Genomic DNA, 23,615 nt, shown 5'->3' on the forward strand with positions numbered 1-23,615 from the left:
GCTCCGGCGGCCGGGTCCGGCGTCCCGGTCAGCGCGCGCAGTTCGGCTTCACGTTCCAGCAGCACGCGGATCAGCCCCGCACCGCGGGCGAGCGGCGGAGCGCGGCCCTGCCGTCGACGCCGAGCTTGCGGTAGGTCCTGGTCAGGTGCATCTCCACCATCCGGCGGGACACCGAGAGGTGCTCCGCTATCGCTGTGTTGGTCATACCGTCGCGGACGAGTCCGGCGATCCGCGACTCGGCCGCGGTCAGCCGCCCGCCGGCCGGGGTGCAGCCGTCCTCCGCGGGTGCTTCCGGAGTGTCGGCCCGCGAAGGGGCGGGGCCCGGGACGGGCGAGCCGATGAGCTGCCGGAGGCGGTGTGCGCGGCGGGTCGAGGACCATTCGGGGGAGGGTCCTCGGCGAGCAGCCGGGCGGCCTCGGCCCTGGCCGCGCGGGCCCGGTCGCCGTCGGCCGCCAGGGCCAGGGCGAGCAGCCCGTTGCCCCGGGCGCTCCTGGTCCCCCAGGTTTCGGCGGCCGCGTGCTCCGCCGCCGCCAGCCGCTCGGCACCGGGCCGGTCTCCGCAGCCCAGCCGGGCGGCAGCGGCGGCGGCCCGCCACGGCACGACGGCGGGGTTGCGCCACCCCGGGACAGCAGCGCCTGCCCGCACTCCGACAGGTCGGCCAGCGCCGCCTGGTGGTCACCGGTCCGCAGCCCCAGCCGCCCCCTGGCGTAGAGGAACATCGGCCACCACAGTCCGTTGACCGACCGCGCGGGGAGGTCGGCGGCCGCCGCCAGCCGGGCGTCGTCCACCTCGTTCCGCTCCAGGTGCAGCATGACGCGCAGGGCCACGGCCAGCGGCCGGGTCTTCACCGGCGCGGAGCCAGTCGGCGTCGCCCAGGCGATCTCCGCGAGGTCGCGTTCCGTCTCCTCCAGCCATCCCCGGCGCAGGGCGACGGCCGCGCGGATGTTCAGCGCCGCGACGACGGCGGTGCGTATCCCCTCGGTCCTGGCCTCGGCGACGATGTCGTCCAGGTGGGCCATGGCGTCGTCGTACGCGTCGGCCAGGCCCAGTGTGAAACAGGATGCGAGCCGCACGGTGAACAGCCGCGGGTGGCCGGGAACGTGGCACAGCGTGGCCCGGGCCAGCTCCCGTACTCTGCCTGGCGGGAGAGCCATGGTCAGAGCGGTACGCAGCGCCAGCGCGCCCGTCTGGGCAGGCCCGCGGGGCTCTTCGGGCAGGGGTGCCACCAATGGGATGTCCACCGCTTCCTCCCGGGGCGCGGCGTCCTCGATCAGCCAGTACAGGGCCTGGTAGGCGGCGCGCTCCGCGTCCTCCGCGCCCGGGCGGGCCCAGGCCAGTGCGGTTCCGTGGCGCACCGTCGCCGCGTTGCCCCAGGCCGTGAGCAGGTCGGCGGCGCGCAGCCGGGCCGTGTGCGGTACGCCGTGGTCGGGGCTGCTGAGCACACCCCACAGCGAGTGGTCGCCGCTGTCGGGGGTGCCGGTGACGGATGCCGCGCCCCGGTCGACGAGCAGGTGCGACCGGCCGTGGACGTCGAGCGGTTCGGCCAGGGCGCGTTCCAGGTAGCGGACGGCACGGTCCGGGTCCGTGGTGCGGCAGCGGGCGGCCGTCCCCGCCAGAGCGGTGACCGCCCAGTCGGCGCCGTCCGGCGGGGCGCCGAGCAGCAGTTCGGCGAGGGTGGATTCGGGGAGGGCCGCGCGGTGGCCGAATCCGGCGGCCCGGGTGTGCAGCGCGGTGCGTTCCTGGTGGGTCATCCCGGCGAGTACGCAGTCGGCGACGCTCTTCGGGGCGCGGGGGTGGTCGCCGTCCAGCACGAGACCGGACCGGGCCAGCCGGCGCAACGCCGGGCCTGCCGACAGGGTGTGCAGCCCGGCCAGGTCGCCCAGTTCGGCCGGGCCGAGGTGCGGCCCGCACACGGCGATCACCCTGAGCAGGGCGGTGAGTTCGGCGGAGAGCCCGTCCACCTGCCGGGCGGTACGGACCTGGACACACTCGGCCGCGAGCCCCGGCAGTCGGGCCGCGGTCGGGGCGAGCCCGTCCGCCCGGAGCGTTTCCAGCACGCTGTGCAGTACGGCGGGGCTGCCCTCGCAGGCCACGGCTGCCGCGTCGACGAGTTCTTCCCCTGCTGGGCCCCCGCAGGCGGTGGCGAGCACGGCGGCCACACCGTCCCGGGTCAGCGGACGGAGCCGGAGCCGGGTGGTGTCCGGGACACCGGCCCGGGCCCCCGTGGCGCGACCGGCCGTTCCGGGCCCGGTGAGGGGAGAGTTCCGGACGTCCCGGCGACGAGGATCGCCATGGGGACGTGGCGGACCCGCCGGAGCATCGATTCCAGCCACTGCCGCGACTGCGGGTCGCACCACTGCACGTCGTCGACGGCCAGCAGCAGCGGCCGCTCACGGGCGGCGGCGAGGAACGGCCGGCACAGTCCGGGCAGCGGGGTGGTGGAGACCTCGCGGTCCGCTTCCGGGCCGAGCCGCACGAGGAGTTGGGAGACGACACCCCGGGGCAGGTCCGCCTCCGCCGGAGAGCCGTGCGCGACCGGCACGGTGCACCCCGCCGCACGGGCCCTGGCGACCGCGTCCCGCAGCACCGCGCTGCGGCCGCTGCCCGGAGGCCCTTCGATCATGACCACCGCCGGCCGTCCCGCGAGCAGCCCGTCGACGACCGCGCGGACGGCGCGCAGTTCCGTGTCCCGCTCGACCAGCCGTACGTCCGGACCGCCCGGGCGCTCCGCCGTTCCCGTCATGTCGTCTCCGGGTACGGGGAGCGGTACACGGACAGCGAGGACGACGGCGACGCGGGCGATGACGGTGAGGCGGGCGATGACGCAGGCGGGGCCGCGGGCCGTGCCGTGGAAGGCCCCGGACGTACGGTACGCAGCGCGAGCGCGCCGGGCAGTCCCGCCCGCCCCGCCAGGCCGAGTTTGCGGTAGACGGAGGTGAGGTGCATCTCCACGGTCCGCCGGCCGAGGAACAGGGTCTCCGCGATCTCACGGTTGCTGGCGCCCCGCGCCGCCGACCCTGCCACCTGCCACTCCGTCGGGCTCAGCCGGGCCAGGGCGCCGGCCGTCCGGCGGGCGCCGCCGTCCGCGGTGGCCAGGACGCCGAGGATCTTGGCCGTCAGGGCGGACGAGCCGCAGTGCCGCGCCGTCTCGTACGCGTCCCACAGCCGCCGGTACGCCCCCTCGGCGTCGCCCCGCCATGCCAGGGCGCTGCCCAGCAGCATGTGGGCCCGGGCCCGGTCCAACCGCGCCTGGGTCCGGGACAGCTCGTGGACCGCCTGCTCCAGCAGGGCGACGCGCCGGTCGCCGGCCGACGCGATACCGCAGGTGAGGAGGGCCAGGCCGACGGCGTGGCGGGTGCCCCAGCGCCGGGCGGGTTCCAGGCCGGCGTCGGCGAGTTCGGCAGCCTCGCCGGTGCGCCCGAGCCCTGTCAGGGCCGTGACGGCCAGGAAGCGCCAGGGCCCCCAGGCGGGATTGGTCAGGCCCGCGTCGTCCAGCCACCGCCCGCACGCGCGGGCGTGGGCCAGGGCGCCTTCCAGGTCACCGCGGTGCAGCCGCTCCTGGGCCCGCACGGACAGGTAGTAGGGCTCGTCCAGGACCGAGTACTTCAGGTGACGTTCGGTCACCTGGTCGAGCACCGGCTTCGCGGCATCGGGCCCGAACCGTTCCAGCTGCACCCTCGCCCACGCGGCGAGCGGGGAGGCGGAGCAGGTGCGCTGCCCGGGGTGGCGCATGCCCTCCAGCGCGGCGCGCGCGTCGGCGGTCGCGGCAGGGATGTCCCCCAGCCGGTGGCGCACGGTCGAACGGGCGGCCAGCAGCGCCCAGCGGGGCACGCACCCGGCGCTGTCGGCCAGGGCCAGGCCCAGCATTTCCAGCGTCATGCCGGGCTCGTCGGCCAGGTAGCAGACCAGGGCCGCCTGGACCCGCATCCAGTCGGGTACCTCGGTCTCCCCGGCCCGTACGGCCCGGTCCGCCAGGTCGGCCACGGTACGGGCGGAGGTTCCTTCGACGGCGCCCAGCAGGGCTCTGGGGAGCAGGCCGGCGGCGCCGTCCGGCGCCCGGCCGGCCGCGTCCCGTACCCGTGTGCCCAGCGCCGCGGAGGCCGGCCTGTCGTGCAGGGCGGCGAACAGGAGAGCGGCCTCGGCCCTCCGGCCCAGCTCGCGGTCGGCCGGGCCGGTGTCCGATGCGGAGACCTCCCCCAGCGTCCGCCGGGCGTGGGAGAGGACGTCGAAGGCCGCCGAAGGGTTCCCGGTGGCCACCGCGGTCGTACCGAACTGTACGGCGGCCAGGGCATGCAGCCGGGCGTCGGCGGTCTCGTGCAGCAGGCGTTCCAGGACGTCCAGCGCGGCCGACGGGTCGGTGGTCACCAGCGCCGCGGCCAGTTCCAGTCCGGTACGCACCCGGCCGTGCTCCTCCCGCTCGTGCGCCAGCAGCAGGCGCAGGCAGGGGACGGCCTCCGCGGGGGTGCCGGACCACCGGGCCTGCTCGGCGGCGTCCCGCAACACGCCGAGCATCCACGCCTCCGTGAGCCGGGGCAGGAGCAGCAGGTGCGCGGCGACGTCGTGCGCCGGGCAGCCCTCGTCGTTGAGCAGCCGGGCGGCGCGGGTGCGCAGGTCCGTCAGTTCCTCGGGCGGTGTGGTCGCCAGCACGATGGCGCGCAGGCTTTCCGGTTCACCGATCGGCGGGATGTCACCGTAGCCGCCGAGGATTTCGGACGCCTGCCAGGCGGACACCCCGGCGAGCGCTCCGACGCGTTCGGGCGTGGCCGGGTGGCCGTCGGCGGCAGCGGCGGGCGGCGGGGCGCCGGTCCAGCCGAGGACGGCGGCCGCGCGCAGCACCCGGCGCCGCTCCTCGGGCAGCCGTCCGAGGTGGGCGCGGACCACGGCGGTACGCGCCTCGTGCCAGCCCTCGTCGGCATGGCCGACGGCGTCGCCGGCCGGCGGCGTCCCGCGGCGGCGGAGGCGCACCAGCAGGTGGCGCAGGAGCAGGGGTTGCCGCCGGAGAGGGCGGCGCAGCGCCGGACGAAGGCGGGGTCGGGCGGTGTGCCGAAGGTGCGTCCCACGACCTCGCCCACGGCGGTCTCGCGCAGCGCTTCCAGTGTGACCAGGCGGGTTCCGGGCTGGCGGACGAGCGTACCGAGCGTGGCTCTGGCGGAGCCGGTGCCGTGCGCGCCCCAGGCCAGGACGATCAGCAGGGGCAGGCCCTCCGCCTCGCGCGGGAGGCGTTCCAGCCGGCGTAACGAGCGTTCGTCGCACCACTGCGCGTCGTCGACGACGAGCACTCCCGGGCCCCGGCCGATCGCGTCGGCCACCGCCTGCCAGGTGCCGCTGCCGCCGGACGGCAGGCGCTCCGCGTCCGGGAGCAGGCGTCGCAGCGCGCCGTGTTCTTCCTGGCTGTGCCGTTCCTCACAGCCCGTGTCCAGCACGGTGGCGCCGCGCAGCCGGGGGTCGCGACGGAGGGCCCGCAGCAGGCTGGTCTTGCCGGTTCCGGCCGCGCCGCGCACCACCACGCGGCGGGCCGTTCCGGTGCGGGCCTCCTCGGCGGCCTGGACCAGGGCGGCCAGTTCGGCATGACGGCCTGCCAGCCGGCCGCCGGCCGAGGGGTCCTCGGTCGCATTCGGTCCTCCGGACTGTCAGATGATCTTGAGTTCGCGCATGGTGCGCCGCCCCCTTGCCAACCGCTTGCCGGATCCTTGCCGTTTGCCCGTAAGGGGCCGGAAGCCAGGTTGGAGCCCGCCTTTTTCCATGGAAAGATCCACTTCGGCCGGTGGTGCGCGGCACGGCACCCGCCGGCCACACGCATTTCTTGTACGTGCCAGATTGGGACCGGACATGCCCTCACACCCGGCGGCCACCGCCCCGGACGAGCCTCTGCTGAGGGTTCTGGGCCCGGTGTCGGCCCGTCATGGCGGACGCACCCTGACGCTCGGCCCGCCGCTCCGGCGGGCGCTGCTGTCCCTGCTGCTCGTACGCCTGGGCCGGGTGGTGCCACGGGATCTGCTGGTGGAGGAGTTGTGGCCGCGGGAACCGCCGGCCCGGCCCGTCGCCGCGCTGCAGAGCCACGTGTCCCACCTGCGGCGTGCGCTGCGCCCCGTGGTCGACGCGGCCGGTCCCCCGGTCCTGCTGCACCGCGCGTCCGGGTACGTCCTGGAACTGGAGCCGGAGCAGACCGACGTCCACCGCTTCGAGCGGCTGGTGGCGGCCGGGCGCCGACGGCTGGAGCAGCGTGATCCGCGCGGCGCCGACCAGCGGCTCGCCGCGGCGCTCGGGCTGTGGCGGGGCTCGCCGTACGCGGAGTTCGACGCCTACCCGCCGCTCCGGGACGAGCAGCACCGGCTCGAACAGATCCGGCTGACCGCCGTGGAGGCCCATGCCCGGACCCGGCTGGACCTGGGCCGCCCGGCGGAGGTGGCGGCGGACCTGGAGCCGGAGGCCCGCGCCCACCCCGCCCGGGAGCGCCTGGTCGGCCATCTGATGCACGCCCTGCACCGGCTGGGGCGGCGGGCCGAGGCCCTGGAGGTGTACGAGCGCACCCGCGGCCACCTGGTCACGGAGTTCGGCGTGGACACCGCGGCCGAACTCCGCCGTACGAGGGCCGCGATCGTACGGCAGGAGCCGGGCGACGACGGCCCGACCAGACCACCCCGTTCCGTACGGGATGCCGAGCCGCCTCCGGCCACCCGGGCCGACGCCGCGCCGGCCCTGCCCGCGTCCCAGGCGCGGCCGGACGACGGACCGGCGGCGGACGGGCGCGAGGTCCCGGCGCCGCCCGCCGAAGGGCCGGCGGCGGACGAGGGCCGCGACGCCGGGTGCCCGGCCGGTGCGCTGCCGTTCACCGGTCGGCACCGGGAGCTGCGCAGACTGACCACCGCGGCGATGGCGGCGCAGGACGGCCACGGCCAGGTGACAGGCGTGTTCGGCCCGGCCGGCATGGGCAAGACACGGCTGCTGCTGGAACTCGCACCGTGGCTGGAGGACACCCCCGCGGGCGGGGACGGCACCGCGCCGGAAGCAGTGTGGGGACACTGCTTCCCCGGCGAGGGCATGCCGCCGTACTGGCTGTGGACCCAAGTCCTGCGACGGCTGTCCGCCACCCGCCCCGCGGCCTTCGACGAGGCGGCACGGCCCTTCGGCGCCCTGCTGGGCCCGCTGCTGCCCGAGCGGACCGGCACGCTGGGCGAGCGGCCGGGCTCCCCCTCCGACTGGGAACACGCCCGCTTCCTCGTCCACGACGCCGTCTGCGAGATCCTGCTCACCCTCGCCAGGCAGCGCCCGCTGGTGCTCCTCCTGGAAGACCTGCACTGGGCCGACTCCGCGTCCCTGGACCTGCTCAGGCTGCTGAGCACCCGCGGTCAGGGGCACCCGCTGAGCATCGTGCTGACGGGCCGCGAGTTCGAGGTGGAGTCCGACGCCACGCTGCGCCGCACGCTCGCCGAGATCCTGCGCGGCCCCCGGTCCGGGACCGTACGCCTGGACGGTCTCTCCCGTGAGTCCGTCGCCTCCCTGGTCCGGGCCCAGGCCGGCCAGGAGGTCCCGGCCGAGGTCGTCGAGGTGCTGCACCGGCGCAGCGGGGGCAATCCGTACTTCGTGGCGCAGTTGCTGTCCCTGCTGGGGGACGCCCGGCGGCTGCACCGGCCCGATGCGGTGGAGGTCCTGCTGGCACGCGTCCCGACCGGTGTACGGGAGGTGCTGCACCAGCGGTTCGCCGCTCTGCCCGAGCCGGTGCTGGCGGTCCTGCGGCTGTGCGCCGTCATCGGCTCCGAGGTCGACACGGATCTGCTGCGCCGTGCGGCGGACGCGGACGAACCGGTCGGCTCGGCACTGGAGTCGGCGATCGACGCCGGACTGCTCGACGAGGACCCCCGCCACCCCGGGCAGCTCCACTTCGCGCACGCCCTGGTGCGGGAGACGCTCGTCGACGACCTGGGCAGCGAGGCCCGCCGACGGCTGCACGCCAGGGTGGCCGAGGTGCTGGCCGCCCGCGGCCACGGCCGGATCACGGGGCAGGAGGTCGAGCGCGTCGCCCACCACACCTGGCAGGCCAGGAGCATCCTGCCCACCGGACACATACTTCCGCGCCTGGTACGCGCCGCCGAACACGCCGAACAGCACCTGGCCTACGAACAGCGGGAGACCTGGCTGCGCCGGGCGATCCACCTGAACGGTCTCCTGCCTCCGGACCGGCCGGCGACCGTACGGCTGGAACAGCAGCTGCACATCCAGCTCGGCCAGGCGCTGGCCACCACCCGCGGCTACGGCCACCCCGAAGCGGAGCGGGCGCTCGCGCACGGCCGGGCCCTCAGGGCGGTCACCCGGACCCCCGAGGATCCCTCGGTGCTCTGGGCCCTGTGCGCGGCGTACCTGGTCACCGGGCGCTACGAGGAGTCCCGCGAGTTCTCCGGCCTGCTGCGGGAGATCGCGGAGCAGCGCGGGGAGCCGGTGGCGCTGCTGGGCGCCGCGTACGGGGAGGGCATCGTGCTGCACGTACGCGGCCTGCTGCCGGAAGCGCTCGCCGAACTGGAACGGGCCGTCGAACTGGCGGACCGCTTCGCACGGGAGGACCACGCGCTGGCCCGCACCTTCCAGCACGACCCGCGGGTCTCCTGCCGTTCCTACGACGCCTTCACCCACTGGCTGCTGGGCGACCACCGCGCCGCCGGGCAGCGCCGCCGGGAGCTGCTGAGTCTCACCACGAACGGCAGCAGGCCCTCCGACCGGTCGTTCGCCCTGTACGTGGACGCGGTGGTGGCCGCCTGGGAGGGGGACGCGCGGACCGCCCACCGCTCCGGCTCCGAAGGCGCCCGCTTGGCGGGGGAACACGGCCTGCGGTACTGGGAGGCGATGCTCGGCCTGCTGGACGGCTGGGCACTGAGCCACCTGGGGCAGGCGGACGACGGCCTGTCCAGGATGCACTCCTGCCTCGCCGAACTGGACGGCTCCAGAACGCATTTGCGCCAGGCCCTCCACCTGGGCCTGCTCGGCCAGGCACAGCACCACGCGGGACGGCCGCAAGAGGCCGCGGCCACCTTCCGGTCGCTGCTGTCCGCCGTCGAGAGCCATCAGGAACAGGCGTACTTGAGCATGGCGCTGCCCACCACCCGTCTGCTTCACGAGTTGCTGCACTGAGCCTGGGCTCTTCCGGACAGCCCGCCGGAGCGCCGCGTCCGGACATGCCGAAGGCGCCGGTCCACCCACCGGCGCCTTCGGAGAACGTCGGCGCGGCGTCAGGACTTCGCCGCCTGCTGCCCCTGCTTCGCCGCCTTGTCCGTGATGTCGACCGTGTCCTTCGCCGGGGGCGCGGTCACGTTCACGTCCGTACCGAAGTCGCTGAACTTCAGTGTGGTACTGACGCTGGTCCGGGCGCCGCTGCTGCCCTGCTTGCCGCCCTGCGGCTTGACCTCGACCTTCTCCTGGCGGAGCCGGCCCTGCGCGTCCAGCCAGATGTCGAGCGGCAGCCGGTCGCCGAGCTGCGCCCTGAGCTGCTTCGCCTGCTGGGCGTTGCCCTTGGCCAGCTCCGCCACGTCGACGGACACCTTGTAGTGCGTCGTGGCCGTACCGTCGACGGTCTCGGTGCCGACCTTCTTGACGTCCTTGTCGCCGATGCCCTTGGTGTAGTTGAAGGAGGACGTCGGGTCCGCGTACTGCGAGCTGCCGCCGTTCTGCTGCGTCAGCTTCTTCAGGTCCACCTTCAGCCACGACTTGCCCTGCGGCAGCTGCTGCCGCTGGGCGGCGGGCGGCTGCTGGTAGAGGACGCCGTCCACCGTGCGCTGATGGATCTGCTGGTTGCCGGTCTGCAGCACCATTTCGCTGCTGCCGTTGCCCAGGTCCACGACCCCGGACCCGCGGACCTCCGCCTTGTTGCCGCCGCTCTGCGCCCGCGTGAGCAGCGTCATCTTGGCGGTCTTGGCGGCGGTGGTCTTCTGGTGCGCGGCCCGTACCGCCTGCGGCCCGTCCGCCGCGGCGCTCTGAGAGGCCGACGCCCCGCCCTGCTTACCGGGGTCCTTGCCCGATGCCTTGTCGTTCCCTCCGCCGCAGCCGGTGACGAAGGCCAGGGACAGTGTCCCGGTCGCCGCCACCGCTAAGAGACGCGGACGCTTGCTCGCAGTTCGCACGGTTCTCACTGAGACCTCCTGGTCGTCATCCCGTACAGGCCGACGGTGTCGTTGCGGGTGCCCCGTGGCGCACGGACGAATCACGGTGTCCTGCGGACCGCGGGGTGCCGGTTGCCGGCCACCCCCTCCTGCCGTGCCCCCCTGCCGCGCCCTTGCCGTGCCCCCTATAGCGCCCTCTGCCGTGCCCCCTGTCGTGCCGAATGAGACGACAGCGGCGAAAGAATCGTTCTTTCCCGGCCCCTCACCCTTCGGAATCGAGCCAGCCCCGCATATGGCCGGAACATGGTCGAACACGTCTTCCGCAATTGACGGCGCCACATGCCGCGGGCAGCCTTTCCCTTACTGCCACAGCAACGGGATGGGGACGCAAGTGACCGTCAACGGTAATGGCCAGTCCGCCGACGAACCGTACGTCATCACCGGCCGGGGGCAGGACGCCGCCCCCAAGAACGCCTTCTCCTTGTTTGCCGACGTCAACTACAACGTGGGAGGGCCCCGCACCAAAATCCTCGTCATTCCGGCGAACGGCACGGCGAACAACTTCAGCGATTACGGGTTCGACCAGAGCGACGACGGTGTGAGCAGCGTCGTCAACAACACCGGCCGGGACACCATCCTTTTCACCCGGACCAACCAGGGCGGCTCGCAGTTACCCGTACCCGCCGGCTCCTCGGTCGCCGACCTGACGCGGATCCCCCTCTCCGGGAGCCCCACCAGCACCTGGAACGATCAGGCTCAGTCCGCCCTCGCCTTCAACAAGCCCGTACCGCTCCCGGTGTTCACCGCGCCGAAGCCCAGCGCGCAGACCCAGGAGCGCCGGCAGGCGGTCCAGGGCAACGCGGCCCCCGACGTCCAGCAGGTGCTGCTCTACGAAGGGGCGACGCTGCTGGGCACCTGCCCGGTCAAGGACAGCACGTGGGAGTACACCCCGGACACCGACTGGCCGCTCGGCCAGCACGACCTCTCCGCCATCGCGGTGCGCGACGACGTCACGTCCGGCAAGGCGCCGCTGCGGTTCTACGTCGTCCTGCCGACGCCCGTCGTGGACATCCGGTCCCCCCAGGACGGCGCCGAGGTGGACAGCGGCGCCACCGTCGACGGTGTCGCCTTCAACGCCGACACGGTGACGCTCGCCGAAGGCGCCACCCAGCTCGGCACCGCCAAGGTGACGAGCAACCTGTGGAGCTTCGCCCGCGAGGGCGGCTGGCCGACCGGGAAGCACAGTGTGACGGCGAAGGCCGTACGCGGCGGCCAGGAATCCGCGCCGGAGACCGTGAATTTCACGGCGGCCAACAAAAACCTCACGGTGGAAAGCACCTTCAACTCCTCCTGGCAGGACTGGCAGACCCACAAGTACATCCACTCCTACGACGTCACCATGTACGCCGGTGACACCGATGTGAAGCACTGGCATGTCGGCTTCGGCCAGCTCCCGGACGGCTCGGTTCTGGCCCCGGAATTCGAGGCGAGTTTCTGGGGAATGGTCATCAGTGACGGCTCCGACGGAAACGTCGTCCTCGGCTCGCCTCCCGAGGGCGTCCACATCGTCCCGGCCAAGGGCCATCTGACCCTGCGCGTCCTGGTGCTCATTCCGACGCAGGACGAGGCGTACAAGAAGCTCTACGGCCTGTTCGCCAAGTCACTGGCCGAATAACGGCCGCCGCCTCGGCAGGCCCGAATATCGCGGGGTCCCGGGCACGTGGCCCGGGACCCCGCGCTCGCGTGCCTCGCGCACCGGGCAGGCCACGCCCGCCCGCTTCCCCCGCCCCGCCCGCGAGCGGTCATCGGCCCTTCTCCGCGGCGCGGCTCCCGGCATCGGGGACGGCGCTCGCGTACTGGGCGGCCTGGATCTCGTAAAGGGAGCGGTAGTGGCCGCCGTCGAGGGCCATCAACCGGGCGTGGGTGCCCTGCTCGATGAGGCGGCCCTCGTCGAGGACGTAGATGAGGTCGGCGGTCGCGGTGGCGGCGAGCCGGTGGGTGATCAGCAGGACGGTGGTGCCGTCGTCGGTGAGGGCCCGCAGGGCCTGGAACGCCTCGACCTCGGCCCGGGGGTCGAGCGCGGACGTCGGCTCGTCCACGACCAGCAGCGGGGCTTCACGATAGTGCGCGCGAGCGGCGCCGATGCGCTGCCACTGCCCGCCGGAGAGCTCGGTGCCACGCTCGAAGCCCTTGACGACCAGGCTGTCCCAGCCGTGCGGCAGGGAGGTGACGACGTCGGTCGCGTCCGCTTCGTCGGCCGCCCGCTCGACGCGCCACTGTTCGAGCCGCTGTTCGCTGCGCCCGATGTGGATGTTGGCGCGGGCGGTCATCGGCCAGTGCGGGAAGTCCTGGGCCAGCAGCGCGACCTGGCCGAAGACGGCCGCTCGGTCGGCGTCGCGGGTGTCGGTGCCGTTCCACAGCAGGCGCCCGTCGCTGGGCAGGTACAGGCCGGCCACCAGTTTGGCCAGGGTGGACTTGCCCGAACCGTTCGCCCCGACCAGCGCCACGACCGTGCCGCGGGGAATCGTCAGGTCCACCTTGTCCAGGGCGGGTGAGGTGGCGCCGGGATAGGTGAACGACACGTTCTCCAGGCGGACCTCCTCCAGCGGCCCGGTCAGCGGGACTCCCCGCCGGGAATGGCGTGCCGCTTCGCGGTGCTGCACGCGTCCTCCCAGTCCTTGAGGTACATGGCCTCCTCGTAGAGGCGGTTGAACTGCATGACCAGGGACATCAGGCCGGCGCTGGACGTCCGTACGGCGATCACCGCGGTCCCGGCCACGGCCAGTGGCATACCGCCGCCGGTCAGCAGCAGCCACAGCACGCCGTAGGCGCCCAGGGACGCCAGGCCCGAGGCCGCCGAGGCGACGGTCTGGGTGCCGGCCTCGGCGCGGGCCAGCCGCTGCTGCTCGCGCTCCACCGTCCTGGACATGTCCGCGTACGCGTCCACCAGCAGCCGCCCGGCGCCGTGCACCCGGATCTCCGCGGCGCACGCCTGGTCGGTGAGCTTCTGGGTGATGACGGAGATGGCGCGGCGGTGCTCGATCCAGGTGTGCCGGGACTCGTACTGGCGGCGGGCCGAGAGCACGGCGCCCCACCCCTTGGGGGCGGCCACCAGGAACAGCATCAGGACGAGCAGCGGGTGCAGCATGAGCAGCACACCGGCCGCGGCGAGCAGGCCGATCAGCGCGTTGAGGACCAGGATCGAGGACCCGAGCATCATCCGGATGGAGTCGGTGCCGAACCGGCCCGCGTCGAGCGTGCGGTGGACCTGCTGGTCCTCCAGGGCGGCGAGTTCGACGCGGATCACACCGTGGTAGAAGCGGGCCGTGCAGACGCGCTCGATCTTGGGCTCCAGTTGGCCGGACGCCGCCGTGGACACCGCCGACAGAAGGGCCGAGAGCACCGCGACGACAGCCACGGCCACCAGGGCGGGCAGGGCCTGGCGCAGCCGCTCGGGCGTGGGCCCGGCCGCGAACAGCGCCACGAGCGCCTGGTTGGTGGCCACCAGGGTGAAGGCCCGCAGGACGCCTTGGCCGGCCTCCGCGCCGAGCAGCAGCGTCAGCGCGACGCGGTCCTCGCGCCAGGCCGCCTTGGCGACGGCACGCATCATGGCGGGGAACTGGCGGGCCATCGACCACAGTCCCATCCGCAGGATCGGCATCTCGTGCCGCGTGAACGACAGGTCGTAGCGCAGGGCGCCACCGAACAGCACCCGCTCGCTCTCGGAGACGGGCAGCCGGGTCCGGGGCCGGACGCCGCGCCTCTTCACCGCGTCTCCGGCCACGCGGCATGCGCGGTACGGCTGCGGGGGACGCGGGCGGTACGGGTGCGCGGGCGGGCCCGCGCGGGGCGGGCCGGGGCTCCGGCTGGTCCGGTCGTCACCGTCACGGTGTCCCTCATGGCTTCTCCTCCGGCTTGTGTCGTCGTGCCTCGTGCTATGCCCCGTCCGGCCCGCCCCGGCACGCCCGGCGTCCGATCCGGTCGAACCCCGCGGCCGCCCCCGCCGCTCGGGACACCCCCACCGCCACCCGCCCCGCCGGGTAATACGATTTCCAGCCACGACCACTCTTCACGATGACCAACGGGGGTTCTCTTCACGTGTTCGGGATCGTCAGGCCCTGCACCCACCGCCTGTCCAACGGGCTCAAGGCCGAATGGATGGCCCACCTGTGCGGGCTGTGCCTCGCCCTGCGCGGTGACCACGGGCAGTTCGCCCGGGTGGTGACCAATTACGATGGCTTGATCGTGTCCGTCCTGACGGACGCCCAGTCCGGCCGGGCGGCGGCGCAGCGCCGTACCGCCGGGCCCTGCCCGCTGCGCGGCATGCGGACCGCCTCGGTGGCGAAGGGCGAGGGCGCGCGGCTGGCCGCGTCGGTCTCGCTGGTGCTCGCCTCGGCGAAGATCCGCGACCATGTCGCCGACCGGAACGGGTTGCTGCGCCGCCGCCCGGTGGCCGCCGCGGCACGCAAGGTCGCCGCCGGCTGGGACCGGGCGGGAGCCCGTACCGGCGCGACCCTCGGCTTCGACACGTCCGTCCTCGTCGACGCCGTCGACCGGCAGGTGGGCATCGAGCAACTGGCGGGTACCGGCACCCCGTTGACCGTCATCACCGAGCCCACCGAGACGGCGACCGCCGCCGCCTTCGCCCACACCGCGGTCCTCGCGGGCCGCCCCGGCAACGCCGCACCGCTGGCCGAGGCCGGCCGGCTCTTCGGGCGGCTGGCCCACCTCCTCGACGCCGTGGAGGACCGCGCCGCGGACGCCGCCGAGGGCGCCTGGAACCCGCTGACCGCCACCGGCGCCTCCCCGCCCAGGCCCGCCGCCTGTGCGACGACGCGCTGCACGGCATCCGCCTCGCGCTGCGTGACGTGGAGTTCACCGATTCCGCGCTGGTGCACGCCCTGCTCGTACACGAGCTGCGGCGGTCCGTCGACCGCGCCTTCGGTACGGCGTCATGCTCGCACCAGGGGCACGGGGCGGGTCCGTACGACGGCGGGACCGGCATCCCGTACGGGCAGCCGCAGCCCCCGCAGCAGCCGTACCCCGCACCGCCTTCGTACGGCCAGGCCGCGCCCGGCGGCCCGTACGCCCACGGCCCGCAGCACCTCAACGGCCCGCAGAACCCGTACTCGGGCGGGCCGGTGGCGCCGGGCGGGCCGGGTGGTTACTGGGGTCATGGGGGCCACGGTGATTCTGGGGGTCATGGAGGCCAAGGCGGCTCCGGGGGCCATGGGGCCTTCGGGGGCAACGGCGGTCATGGCGGCCACGGTGCCCCTCCCCCGCCGAAGAAGCCCCGCGGCCTCCTGGCCGGTTGCGCGGTCGCCATCGGGCTCTGCTGCACCTGCCAACTTTGCTGCGCGGAGGAGTACGAGGGGCCGTGGTCGCGCAAGAAGCGCGAAGGCTGCTGCCGGGACTGCGACTGCTGTGACAGCTGCGAATGCTGCAACTGCTGCCCGGATTCCTGCTGCTGCGACGGCTGCTGCTGCGACTGCTGACCCGCACGACGCCCCACCCGTCCCCACCGGCCCACATCCCACCCGCCCCCGCCCCGCTCCGCCCCGTCACGACGACACGCCGCCGTAACGACGTGACGGGGCCGGCACGTCGCACCGATGCCGTACCGACGTCGTACCGCTACAGACGGAAGAGACGAGACGAACCGAACCGCACCCCCGGCCACGATCACGCCCCCAGGCCACTGATCCGGACACTCGCCCTGAAAAACCTCGACACTCCCGCCCCCCTGGTCCTTTCCTTGCGCCAACGGCTCATCCACCCCGTACTGGAGGCTGCATCCGTGACGCGCACCAGGCGACCCGACCCCGACGGCCAAGCCCCGGCCGGCCCCCGGGCCGACCACGACGTCCTGCGCAAGCTGGGCTACACCCCCGTACTGAAACGGCGGATGGGCCCGTTCGCGAACTTCGCCATCTCCTTCTCCGTGATCTCCGTCCTCTCCGGCTGTCTGACGCTGTACGGATTCGGCCTGGTCACCGGCGGCCCCGCGGTGATGATGTGGGGCTGGATCGTCGTCGGCGTCATGGTGATGTTCGTCGGCGCCGGGCTGGCCGAGGTCACCAGCGCCTACCCGACGTCCGGCGCGCTGTACTTCATGGCCGACCGGCTCGGCGGCAAGCGCTGGGGGTGGTACACCGGCTGGCTGAACCTCCTCGGCCTGCTCGGCGCGATCGCCGGTATCGACTACGGCTGCGCTCTGTTCGCGGGCGCGTTCGCCGGTCTGCAGTGGGGCTTCGAGCCCACCCCGGCTCACTCATGGTGATCTACGTCTGCATCCTGGCGCTGCACGCGACACTGAACCTCTTCGGCGTACGCCTGGTCAGCATCCTCAACACCGTCTCCGTGTGGTGGCACCTGGCCGGGGTCGCGCTCATCGTCGGCGTCCTGTGGCTGGTCCCCGCCCACCACCAGTCCCCCTCCTTCGTCTTCACCACCTTCGTCAACGGCACCGGCTGGAACAGCACGCTGTACGTGGCGCTGATCGGCCTGCTGCTGGCCCAGTACACCTTCAGCGGGTACGACGCGTCGGCGCACCTGAGCGAGGAGACCACCGGGGCGCAGGTGAACGCGGCCCGCGGGATCGTGCGGGCCATCCGCTGGTCCTGGGTCGCCGGCTTCTTCCTGCTGGCCGGGCTGACCTTCGCCATCCAGGACTACACCGGCGTACAGAACACCCCGACCGGCGTGCCGCCCGCGCAGATCTTCCTCGACGCGCTCGGCGTCAGCGGGGCGAAGGCGCTGCTGCTGGTGGTGATCGTCGCGCAGCTGTTCTGCGGCAACGCGGAGGTCGCGGCCACCTCCCGTATGGTGTTCGCGTTCTCGCGCGACGGCGCGCTGCCCGGCTCCGCCTGGTGGCGGCGCGTCTCCCCGCGCACCGGCACACCGACCCGGGCCGTCCTGCTCTCCGTGGCCGTCGCCGCCGTCCTCGCCCTCCCCTCCCTCTACTCCTCGGCGGCCTACGCGGCCGTCACCTCCATCAACGTCATCGGCATCACCCCGGCCTACGCCATCCCCATCTACCTGCGCCTGCGCCACCGCCGCACCTTCCGGCCCGGCCCGTGGAACCTGGGCCGCTGGGGCGTCCCGGTCGGCCGGGTCGCCGTGCTCTGGGTGGCCTTCGTCACCGTCCTGTTCCTGCTCCCCCAGTCCCACCCCGTCTCCCTCGCCACCTTCAACTACGCGCCCGTGGCCCTGCTCCTCGTCCTCACCCTGGCCACCGTCTGGTGGGCCGTCTCGGGCCGCCGCTCCTACCACCTGCCCGCCCCCGGACACGAGCCGGAACCAGGACTGGAATCCCCCACCCACCACGCAGCAGACCGAGCCACCCATTGACCAAGCATCAACCAAGCCACCCATTAATTGACCGGCCTGCCCCTCCCCCTGGTAAAGGCTCCCGGCGCCGGGTAGTCAGCACGTCATGGCCAACGCATACGACCGGACCAGCCGGATGACCAAGCCCCTGCCGCCGCTGCGGACGGTACCGCTCGACGGGAGAGGGCCGGAGGACGTGGTGGTGGACGCGGCCGGGCGGGTGCTCACCGGTTTGGAGGACGGCCGGGTACTGCGGCTGGACCCCTTCCCGAAGAGCCCGGGCAACGAGCCGACCGCCACCACCCCCGCCGGCACCCCCGCGCCGAAGTCGTCGCCCGTACCGGCGGCCGCCCACTCGGGCTGGAACCGCTGCCCGACGGCGGAGTCCTGGTGTGCGACGCGCGCCGGGGACTGCTGCGCGTCGAACCGTCCGACGGTACGGTACGGACCCTCGCCGACACCGTCGACGGCGCCCCGCTGCGCTTCTGCAGCAACGCCGCGGCAGCCGCCGACGGCACGGTCTACTTCAGCGTCTCCAGCCGCCGCTACCCCTGGAGGACTGGCTCGGCGACATCCTGGAGCACACCGGCACCGGACACCTGGTCCGGCTACGCCCCGGCGGTACGCCCGAAGTCGTACTGGACGGACTTCAGTTCGCCAACGGCGTCGCCCTGGCGCCGGACGAGTCCTACGTCACCGTGGCGGAGACCGGCGCCCGCCGGCTGTCCAGGCTGTGGCTGACCGGACCACAGGCCGGACAGCACGACATACTCGCCGCCGACCTGCCGGGCTACCCCGACAACATGTCACGCGGGCCCGGTGGTCTGTTCTGGGTGGCCCTGGCCGGGCCGCGCTCCACCGGCCTGGACCGCCTGCACCGCACAAAGCCGGCACTGCGCCACGCCGCGTGGAGCGTGACCCGGCGCGTCCGCCCCCGGCCCGGCCCCCTCACCGGCGTCCTGGCGGTCGACACCTCCGGCCATATCGTCCACGACCTGCGACGCCGCAGCCCGGACTACCGCATGGTGACCAGCGTCTGCGAACACGAAGGCCACCTGATCCTGGGCAGCATCCACGAACACGCACTGGCCGTCTGCGAACTCCCCGGCACACCACGGGATTGAACCCTGCCCGCAGGGGCACCCGGGACATCCAGGTTCCCACGTGCGGACTCGGACAACAGGGGGCCACGACAGCCGCCCCCGCAAGCCCGCCGCCCCAAGGCGCCGGGCCGACTGACGTGCCGCCACCGCGTACGGGCACGGCCCGGTACGCGGCCCCGTGGGGAACCTGCGAAGAAAAGACGAAAGAAGACAACCTTCCGACAATCCCCGCGAGGTAAGGCAGCCATGAAGTGGTGGGAAAAAGCAGCGTGCCTGGACGAGGACCCGGAACTCTTCTTCCCCGTAGGAGTGACGGGCCCCGCCGCCCAGCAGCAGGCGGACGCCAAGACAGTGTGCCACCGGTGCCCGGTGGCCGGCGCCTGCCTGGAATGGGCCCTCCAGACGGGCCAGAACTACGGCATCTGGGGCGGCACGGACGAGGAGGAGCGCCGCAGGCACTCTGGCCTGCGAAAACGCCGGGCAGCCTGAGGGGCGACGAAGCTGTGGGACTTCTCTGGGACTTTGCGCACCGGCCGAGACCGGCTGGCTCTCCCCCGAGCCGAGGCCGGACTCGGTGCGCCCCGATCCGGCCTATGCGAAGACCGCGTCGATGGCGGCAGTGCCCCGTGCGCCGGCGCGGGGCAGGAAGTGGGAGTACGTCCGCAGCGTGAAGCCGGGGTCCGAGTGCCCCAGCCACCGCGCCAGGGAGACGACGGACTCGCCGGCCTCCAGTTCCTCGGAGGCGTAGAAGTGGCGCAAGGCGTGGAAGCCGTGCTCCCTGGACGGCTCCCACACAGGAGGACGCCCTGGGCGGCCCTCTTGCAGCGGAGCGATCACACCCGCTCTGGCCAACGCTGGCTTCCACACATACGTGTTGAAGCTCTTGCGGTCGATCGCGTTGCGCCTGCGTCCGGTCACCAGGAGGTTGAACGTCCTCGGTCTCCGGTGCTTTGCCTCCACCGGCGTCTTGGGCGGACGCGGGTCATCCCATGGCAGAGTCACCCGCAACGGCGCAAAAACTTTTGCGTGCCACTGAATGTCCCGAGCCACGCTTGACGGCAAGGGGACATCCCGGACCTTGCGGCCCTTGGGAAGCGCGAAGCACAGGCTGGAGCCGACGCGCTTGACTTGGCGCCGGACATGGACGACCTCCTTGGCGAAGTCGATGTCCTCCAGGCCCAGCCCGAAGGCTTCACCCTGGCGCAGCCCCAGCCCCGCTCCGAGCACAACGAGCAGACGCGAGCGGTCCGGCATCGCAGCGCGGACGGCCAGCACGCGCTCGGGCGGCCATGCCTCGACCCTGCCTGGTGTGGCTGCCGGCGGGCCGACCGTGCCGGAGCGGCATGGGTTGCGTATGAGGCGGCGGTCCTCAACGGCGTTTTGCAGAATGCCGGAAAGCGACGCCCAGACCAGCCGGATCGAGGTCGGCCCAAGATCCTGCTCGAGCCGCTTCGTCCAAGTACGCAGGACCTGCGCGCCTATGTGGCTCAGCGGCTGAGAACCAAGATGAGGGAGGACGTGAAGGCGCACTCGCTGTTCGGTACGTTCGAGAGTGGACGGGTCCCCACTCTGCGTAGGCCACCAGTGACTGTCGATGTAGTCCTTGAGGGAAATGGCACCGTCTCGCGGGTCAATAAATTCGCCACGCCCGGCATCCGTCTGGGATTGGGCAAGCCATGCTTTAGCGTCCTGAAGCGCATCGAACGAGCGGTCCCTGACACCGGGTACACCTTTGACTCGATAGCGCGTGCACTTACCGTACAACGCTGTGCGCTCACGCTTACGGGTCTCCGGATTGGGACGCTTCTTCAGCCATCGGTCTTCTATGTAGCCAGACAGTTGTGACACCTTGCCGCAGGGGATGGATTCAAGCATGCAGTGCCGCCGAAATGGGCGGCAGGTCAAGGGTTGCTTACTGGGCCGGAATAAAACCGCGAACCGGTCTTCAGAGGGCTCAGCGCAGCATTGGTTCGCGAGTCCGCCTGCTCTTGTTCACGCACCCAGGAATCGACAGACTCCATGCGATACATGACCCGGCCGCGCGGACCCATGCGAAAGCTGGGCGGCCCCTGCCGTCGATGACGCCAAACGTAGAGCGTGTGAGGTGAGAGACCTAGGTACTCGGCCGTGTCTTTCACGTTCATGAACGCCGCATGTGCGGCACGCGTGGCAGGAAGAGCAGGAAGCGAATATGCGGGCATGGGTGATTCCTCATGTGCGAGTGGGCCGAGGCGCCAGACAACAGACATCGTCAGGACAGAAGCTGCTCAAGTGCGTGCGTCTTTTCCTTCAACCCAGGCGTTCGTGCAGATCGAGCAAGTACGGAGCGAGAGCCGGCTCGTCAAATCTTTGCCTCTCTTAGGGCGTCCTCCACTGCGTCCGCAAGGGCTTCACCAAGAAGCGCAGCCGTTGCGTACTCCTCAATGATCACGGTGATCTCCGGTTTGGCTAACCGGCGATTCTCGGCTATGTTGCCCCCGCCTAGACACACTCTCATCCGACGCCGCCCGGTCCGTATCGAGCTACCCAATGCTCCTCTGCTCCTCGGCCAGTAGACCTGACTCGAAGAAGTCGCTACAGCCTCGCGGCGATACCTGGCCGTCCGGCCAGCCTCCGCGCCATGATAGGGCGGGTTACCTATCCGGCATTTCAGGTGGCACAAGCAAGGATGTGACACTCCAGGCGATACACACGCCACGCAAGGGCCTCACCGAAAAGACCTGCGACGGAAGAAATGAACAGACAGCGGATGAAGTTACACCACAGCTCGATCACATAGGCGCAGACCACATATTGGCACCCCCAGAGAAGAGGGCTTGGATCGTCACCCGAAGATCTCGAAAAGCGCTAGCCAACAGAACCGACTCCTCACATATCGCCCGATGAACTGCTGGTGCCCAGTTCGACCAGGGGTGTTTTACGTTCACATAGCCCCGAGAACGTTTCCAGCCTCTTGAGCCTATTTCTCGTCTGCCGTGGGCGAAAGGAGCAACGGTGGCCCGGGCGAACGAGGCAGGAGGCATGAGAGTCGGGCGTCGGCGCCCCAGTCATCGTGCGGACAACGGCCGAAACCGCGTGGCGAGCGCGGGTCTACCACGGCAACGTTGCCTGGTGAACACGAACGCCTCGCAGCCCGTATCACTCGTCTCGTAGCATGGGCGCTCGGTCAACGCGGCGGTCTTCGTCGGCACCAGCCACCGCCACATCGCCTGTTCTGATGCCCATAGCCCCTCGACAACTGTGCGAACGTGCGTGGCCACCAGCGCTCCTTCCTCGCTCAACCGCGACAGCCGCCCGGCGCTTCTGCGCCGTTACCCGCCTCCAGGATCGGCCAGCGCAAGCGACAGCAGAAGGCGCGCCCCGAGCATGGCCCGGTCACACGACCAAGCCAACCAGCACCACATCAGTGACAATGCACGGCGGCGACCGGTATTGCCGAAGCCTCCATTAGCATCCCCGGTCGGGCATCTGCAGCTGAGTGTCGGCAATAGCCGGTAAGGGTCTCCCAAGTGGCAAGCTCGCCAGCGACTACCCGGTGTTCCTTCTGCCAACTGTGGGCGTGGGCAGCGCAGTTTCTCCTTGCGCTGAAGCGTCACCCAGCCAATTCCCTCATACATGAAAATTACAGTTTTCATGTAGCCTCTCGCCAACCCGCCGGAGCTACCGTCAAGCGCCGACCGATATGAGGGGTCCACGTGAACCAGTCCCGAAAGCCTGGAAGCGAGTCAACGCCGTGCGGCTGGACACGACCGCACATCGCCCACCGCGCCTGGACTACCCCCGAGGTCGGCATCTGCCCCGGCGTACCCCCCACGGTGAACACAGCACAGCCAGCCCCGGACTACGACGACTGGGTCGCCTCCTTCACCCCCGAGCAAGCCGCACAGTGACGCTCGCTTCCATCGATGGGCCTGATGCGTACGCGCTGACCCTCACGGCGGACGGCGAGGAGCACTCCGCCCGCTCGTCCCTCGCCAAGCTGACCGGCGACCCGCGTGACGACTGGCCGCCGCACGCCAAGCGCCTGTACGCGTACCTGGCCGGCATCTACGGCGAGCGCGATGCGCTACCGACCCTCGCCGCAGCCTGGATCGCCCACCAGCGCTCGGACGGCACCCGCAAGACGTACACCCAGAACTTCAAGATCTCGGAGAGCTACCTGCGGGAGCGCAGCGTGCACCCGCTCGCCCTGACGTTCCTGGTCGCCGACGCCTTCGCCAGCCACCTCAAGACGCTGCCGACCCTCGTCTGGCGCGGCGGCCGGCGCGTGCCGGAAGGCCGACCGCGCGACGCCGCCACCCGGAACAACGTGCTCTCCGCCAACTCCTCGTTCTTCAAGTTCGTGCTGCAGACCCGGGCCCTGCCCAAGGAGACGATGGACAGCAACCCCTTCGACGGAGTGCTGTACCCGGCCATCGACCCGCTGTTCACCCGCACCGAGGGCCTGACCGAAGCCGAGTACGTCACGCTGGCGCGCACCGCCCGGCACGAGCACCCTTGCCGCCGTACAGCGTTCCGGCTGTACGTCCTGATCCTGGTCCTGTACCACCTGTGCCTGCGCATCGACGCCGCGCTCGGCGCGCGGATCGAGAAGCTGGGCTACGACAAGGGCCACCACACCCTGGAGGTGCAGATCAAGGGCGGCACCTGGGTCACCAAGGCGGTCCCGCCATCCGTCTGGCACGCCCTCCAAGTCCTCATCGGAGACCGCACGGAGGGCTTCATCTTCTGCACCAGCACCGGCAAGCGGCTCGACCAGGCGTCGCAGTGGCGTGCGATCCGGGCCACCGCGAAGCGGGCCGGTCTGCCGCAGAAGAAGATCGGCCCGCACTCCCTGAAGCACTCCACGATCACCCACGCGTACGACCGGCCCGGCGCCCGCCCGGAGAAGATCCAGCACTGGGCCGACCACAAGGACCCGCGCACGACGCAGCGGTACAACCAGCGCCGCGGCGCGCTGGAAGGCAGCCCCGCCTACGACGCGGCCGCGTCCATGGCCGAGCAACTGGATGCGTCGTGACGGCCGTGTTCGCCCCGGTCTGTTCGGACGTGCACGGGTTGCGCTGAACACTCCGGTCGGGCAGCCCAAGCTCGG

16 protein-coding genes and 4 pseudogenes are annotated in these 23,615 nt (G+C 72.0%); 9 read left to right on the forward strand and 11 right to left on the reverse strand.

What is annotated here, in order from left to right:
* Positions 1-70 precede the first annotated feature (70 nt).
* From ACEXOX_RS07290 to ACEXOX_RS07310, 5 genes and pseudogenes are all read right to left on the reverse strand, one after another.
* Positions 71-205, reverse strand: coding sequence for a LuxR C-terminal-related transcriptional regulator (locus ACEXOX_RS07290; RefSeq protein WP_406519608.1), 135 nt, complete (start codon positions 203-205; stop codon positions 71-73).
* 41 nt (positions 206-246) lie between these two features.
* The gene (locus ACEXOX_RS07295) at positions 247-600 is read right to left on the reverse strand and encodes a hypothetical protein (protein ID WP_406519609.1); all 354 of its coding nucleotides are present in this window, start codon (positions 598-600) and stop codon (positions 247-249) included.
* Between the two features lie 1,570 nt (positions 601-2,170).
* A complete protein-coding gene (locus ACEXOX_RS07300) occupies positions 2,171-2,743 on the reverse strand; it encodes an ATP-binding protein (RefSeq protein ID WP_406519610.1) in 573 nt (190 codons plus the stop codon).
* Positions 2,740-4,836 (reverse strand): LuxR C-terminal-related transcriptional regulator, encoded by a 2,097-nt coding sequence (locus tag ACEXOX_RS07305; RefSeq protein ID WP_406519611.1) that lies wholly within the window; start codon positions 4,834-4,836, stop codon positions 2,740-2,742. Before ACEXOX_RS07305 ends, ACEXOX_RS07300 begins: the two co-directional genes overlap by 4 nt.
* Positions 4,837-5,192: 356 nt before the next feature.
* Positions 5,193-5,582, reverse strand: a pseudogene (locus ACEXOX_RS07310) (ATP-binding protein); the annotation flags it as partial.
* Positions 5,583-5,829: 247 nt separating this feature from the next.
* Here ACEXOX_RS07310 and ACEXOX_RS07315 point away from each other — a divergent pair.
* A complete protein-coding gene (locus tag ACEXOX_RS07315) occupies positions 5,830-9,123 on the forward strand; it encodes an ATP-binding protein (RefSeq protein WP_406519612.1) in 3,294 nt (1,097 codons plus the stop codon).
* A 98-nt stretch (positions 9,124-9,221) separates the two neighbouring features.
* Here ACEXOX_RS07315 and ACEXOX_RS07320 read toward each other — a convergent pair whose 3' ends face one another.
* Positions 9,222-10,118, reverse strand: coding sequence for a hypothetical protein (locus tag ACEXOX_RS07320; RefSeq protein WP_406519613.1), 897 nt, complete (start codon positions 10,116-10,118; stop codon positions 9,222-9,224).
* Between the two features lie 349 nt (positions 10,119-10,467).
* Here ACEXOX_RS07320 and ACEXOX_RS07325 point away from each other — a divergent pair, with 349 nt between their 5' ends.
* Entirely contained in the window at positions 10,468-11,763 is a 1,296-nt protein-coding gene (locus ACEXOX_RS07325; protein WP_406519614.1) for a hypothetical protein, read from the forward strand.
* A gap of 127 nt (positions 11,764-11,890) precedes the next feature.
* On the opposite strand, the gene ACEXOX_RS07330 is transcribed toward ACEXOX_RS07325, so the two are convergent.
* The 3 genes from ACEXOX_RS07330 to ACEXOX_RS07340 are packed head-to-tail and all read right to left on the reverse strand — an operon-like array spanning position 11,891 to position 13,988.
* A complete protein-coding gene (locus ACEXOX_RS07330; protein WP_406519615.1) occupies positions 11,891-12,751 on the reverse strand; it encodes an ABC transporter ATP-binding protein in 861 nt (286 codons plus the stop codon).
* Positions 12,703-13,857: a hypothetical protein gene (locus tag ACEXOX_RS07335; protein ID WP_406519616.1), complete on the reverse strand. Its 1,155-nt coding sequence runs from the start codon at positions 13,855-13,857 to the stop codon at positions 12,703-12,705. Before ACEXOX_RS07335 ends, ACEXOX_RS07330 begins: the two co-directional genes overlap by 49 nt.
* Positions 13,854-13,988 (reverse strand): hypothetical protein, encoded by a 135-nt coding sequence (locus ACEXOX_RS07340; RefSeq protein WP_406519617.1) that lies wholly within the window; start codon positions 13,986-13,988, stop codon positions 13,854-13,856. The genes ACEXOX_RS07335 and ACEXOX_RS07340 overlap by 4 nt, the downstream gene beginning before the upstream one ends.
* Positions 13,989-14,186: 198 nt before the next feature.
* Between ACEXOX_RS07340 and ACEXOX_RS07345 the strand changes: the two are divergent.
* The 5 genes and pseudogenes from ACEXOX_RS07345 (at position 14,187) to ACEXOX_RS07365 (ending at position 19,009) form a co-directional block, all read left to right on the forward strand.
* Positions 14,187-15,583, forward strand: a pseudogene (locus tag ACEXOX_RS07345) (DUF5685 family protein).
* Between the two features lie 371 nt (positions 15,584-15,954).
* A pseudogene (locus ACEXOX_RS07350) lies at positions 15,955-17,438 on the forward strand (amino acid permease).
* Between the two features lie 115 nt (positions 17,439-17,553).
* Positions 17,554-17,628 (forward strand): annotated as a pseudogene (locus ACEXOX_RS07355) (hypothetical protein); the annotation flags it as partial.
* Between the two features lie 181 nt (positions 17,629-17,809).
* On the forward strand, positions 17,810-18,541 hold the full coding sequence (locus ACEXOX_RS07360; protein WP_406519618.1) for an SMP-30/gluconolactonase/LRE family protein: 732 nt from the start codon (positions 17,810-17,812) through the stop codon (positions 18,539-18,541).
* Between the two features lie 225 nt (positions 18,542-18,766).
* A complete protein-coding gene (locus tag ACEXOX_RS07365) occupies positions 18,767-19,009 on the forward strand; it encodes a WhiB family transcriptional regulator (protein ID WP_406519619.1) in 243 nt (80 codons plus the stop codon).
* 102 nt (positions 19,010-19,111) lie between these two features.
* Here the strand turns inward: ACEXOX_RS07365 and ACEXOX_RS07370 are convergent, their stop codons facing one another.
* Complete coding sequence (locus ACEXOX_RS07370; RefSeq protein ID WP_406519620.1) at positions 19,112-20,395, reverse strand: tyrosine-type recombinase/integrase; 1,284 nt, start codon at positions 20,393-20,395, stop codon at positions 19,112-19,114.
* A 26-nt stretch (positions 20,396-20,421) separates the two neighbouring features.
* Positions 20,422-20,769 carry a helix-turn-helix transcriptional regulator gene (locus ACEXOX_RS07375; RefSeq protein WP_406519621.1) on the reverse strand — a complete coding sequence of 116 codons (348 nt, stop codon included), beginning with the start codon at positions 20,767-20,769 and terminating at the stop codon, positions 20,422-20,424.
* 1,446 nt (positions 20,770-22,215) lie between these two features.
* Here ACEXOX_RS07375 and ACEXOX_RS07380 point away from each other — a divergent pair.
* Positions 22,216-22,410: a hypothetical protein gene (locus tag ACEXOX_RS07380; RefSeq protein ID WP_406519622.1), complete on the forward strand. Its 195-nt coding sequence runs from the start codon at positions 22,216-22,218 to the stop codon at positions 22,408-22,410.
* Positions 22,407-23,540 carry a tyrosine-type recombinase/integrase gene (locus tag ACEXOX_RS07385; RefSeq protein ID WP_406519623.1) on the forward strand — a complete coding sequence of 378 codons (1,134 nt, stop codon included), beginning with the start codon at positions 22,407-22,409 and terminating at the stop codon, positions 23,538-23,540. Before ACEXOX_RS07380 ends, ACEXOX_RS07385 begins: the two co-directional genes overlap by 4 nt.
* Positions 23,541-23,615 lie beyond the last annotated feature (75 nt).

Origin of the sequence: Streptomyces sp. Ac-502, assembly GCF_045222935.1 — a bacterium.
In the GTDB taxonomy this organism is placed as follows: domain Bacteria; phylum Actinomycetota; class Actinomycetes; order Streptomycetales; family Streptomycetaceae; genus Streptomyces; species Streptomyces monomycini.

What these genes read in the sequence shown, in the direction of transcription:
- ACEXOX_RS07370 (WP_406519620.1), bottom strand. Translation starts at nt 20,395, where the DNA reads ATGCTTGAATCCATCCCCTGCGGCAAGGTGTCACAACTGTCTGGCTAC.
- ACEXOX_RS07315 (WP_406519612.1), top strand. Translation starts at nt 5,830, where the DNA reads ATGCCCTCACACCCGGCGGCCACCGCCCCGGACGAGCCTCTGCTGAGG.
- ACEXOX_RS07340 (WP_406519617.1), bottom strand. Translation starts at nt 13,988, where the DNA reads ATGAGGGACACCGTGACGGTGACGACCGGACCAGCCGGAGCCCCGGCC.
- ACEXOX_RS07325 (WP_406519614.1), top strand. Translation starts at nt 10,468, where the DNA reads ATGGGGACGCAAGTGACCGTCAACGGTAATGGCCAGTCCGCCGACGAA.
- ACEXOX_RS07375 (WP_406519621.1), bottom strand. Translation starts at nt 20,769, where the DNA reads ATGTCTGTTGTCTGGCGCCTCGGCCCACTCGCACATGAGGAATCACCC.
- ACEXOX_RS07300 (WP_406519610.1), bottom strand. Translation starts at nt 2,743, where the DNA reads ATGACGGGAACGGCGGAGCGCCCGGGCGGTCCGGACGTACGGCTGGTC.
- ACEXOX_RS07365 (WP_406519619.1), top strand. Translation starts at nt 18,767, where the DNA reads ATGAAGTGGTGGGAAAAAGCAGCGTGCCTGGACGAGGACCCGGAACTC.
- ACEXOX_RS07290 (WP_406519608.1), bottom strand. Translation starts at nt 205, where the DNA reads ATGACCAACACAGCGATAGCGGAGCACCTCTCGGTGTCCCGCCGGATG.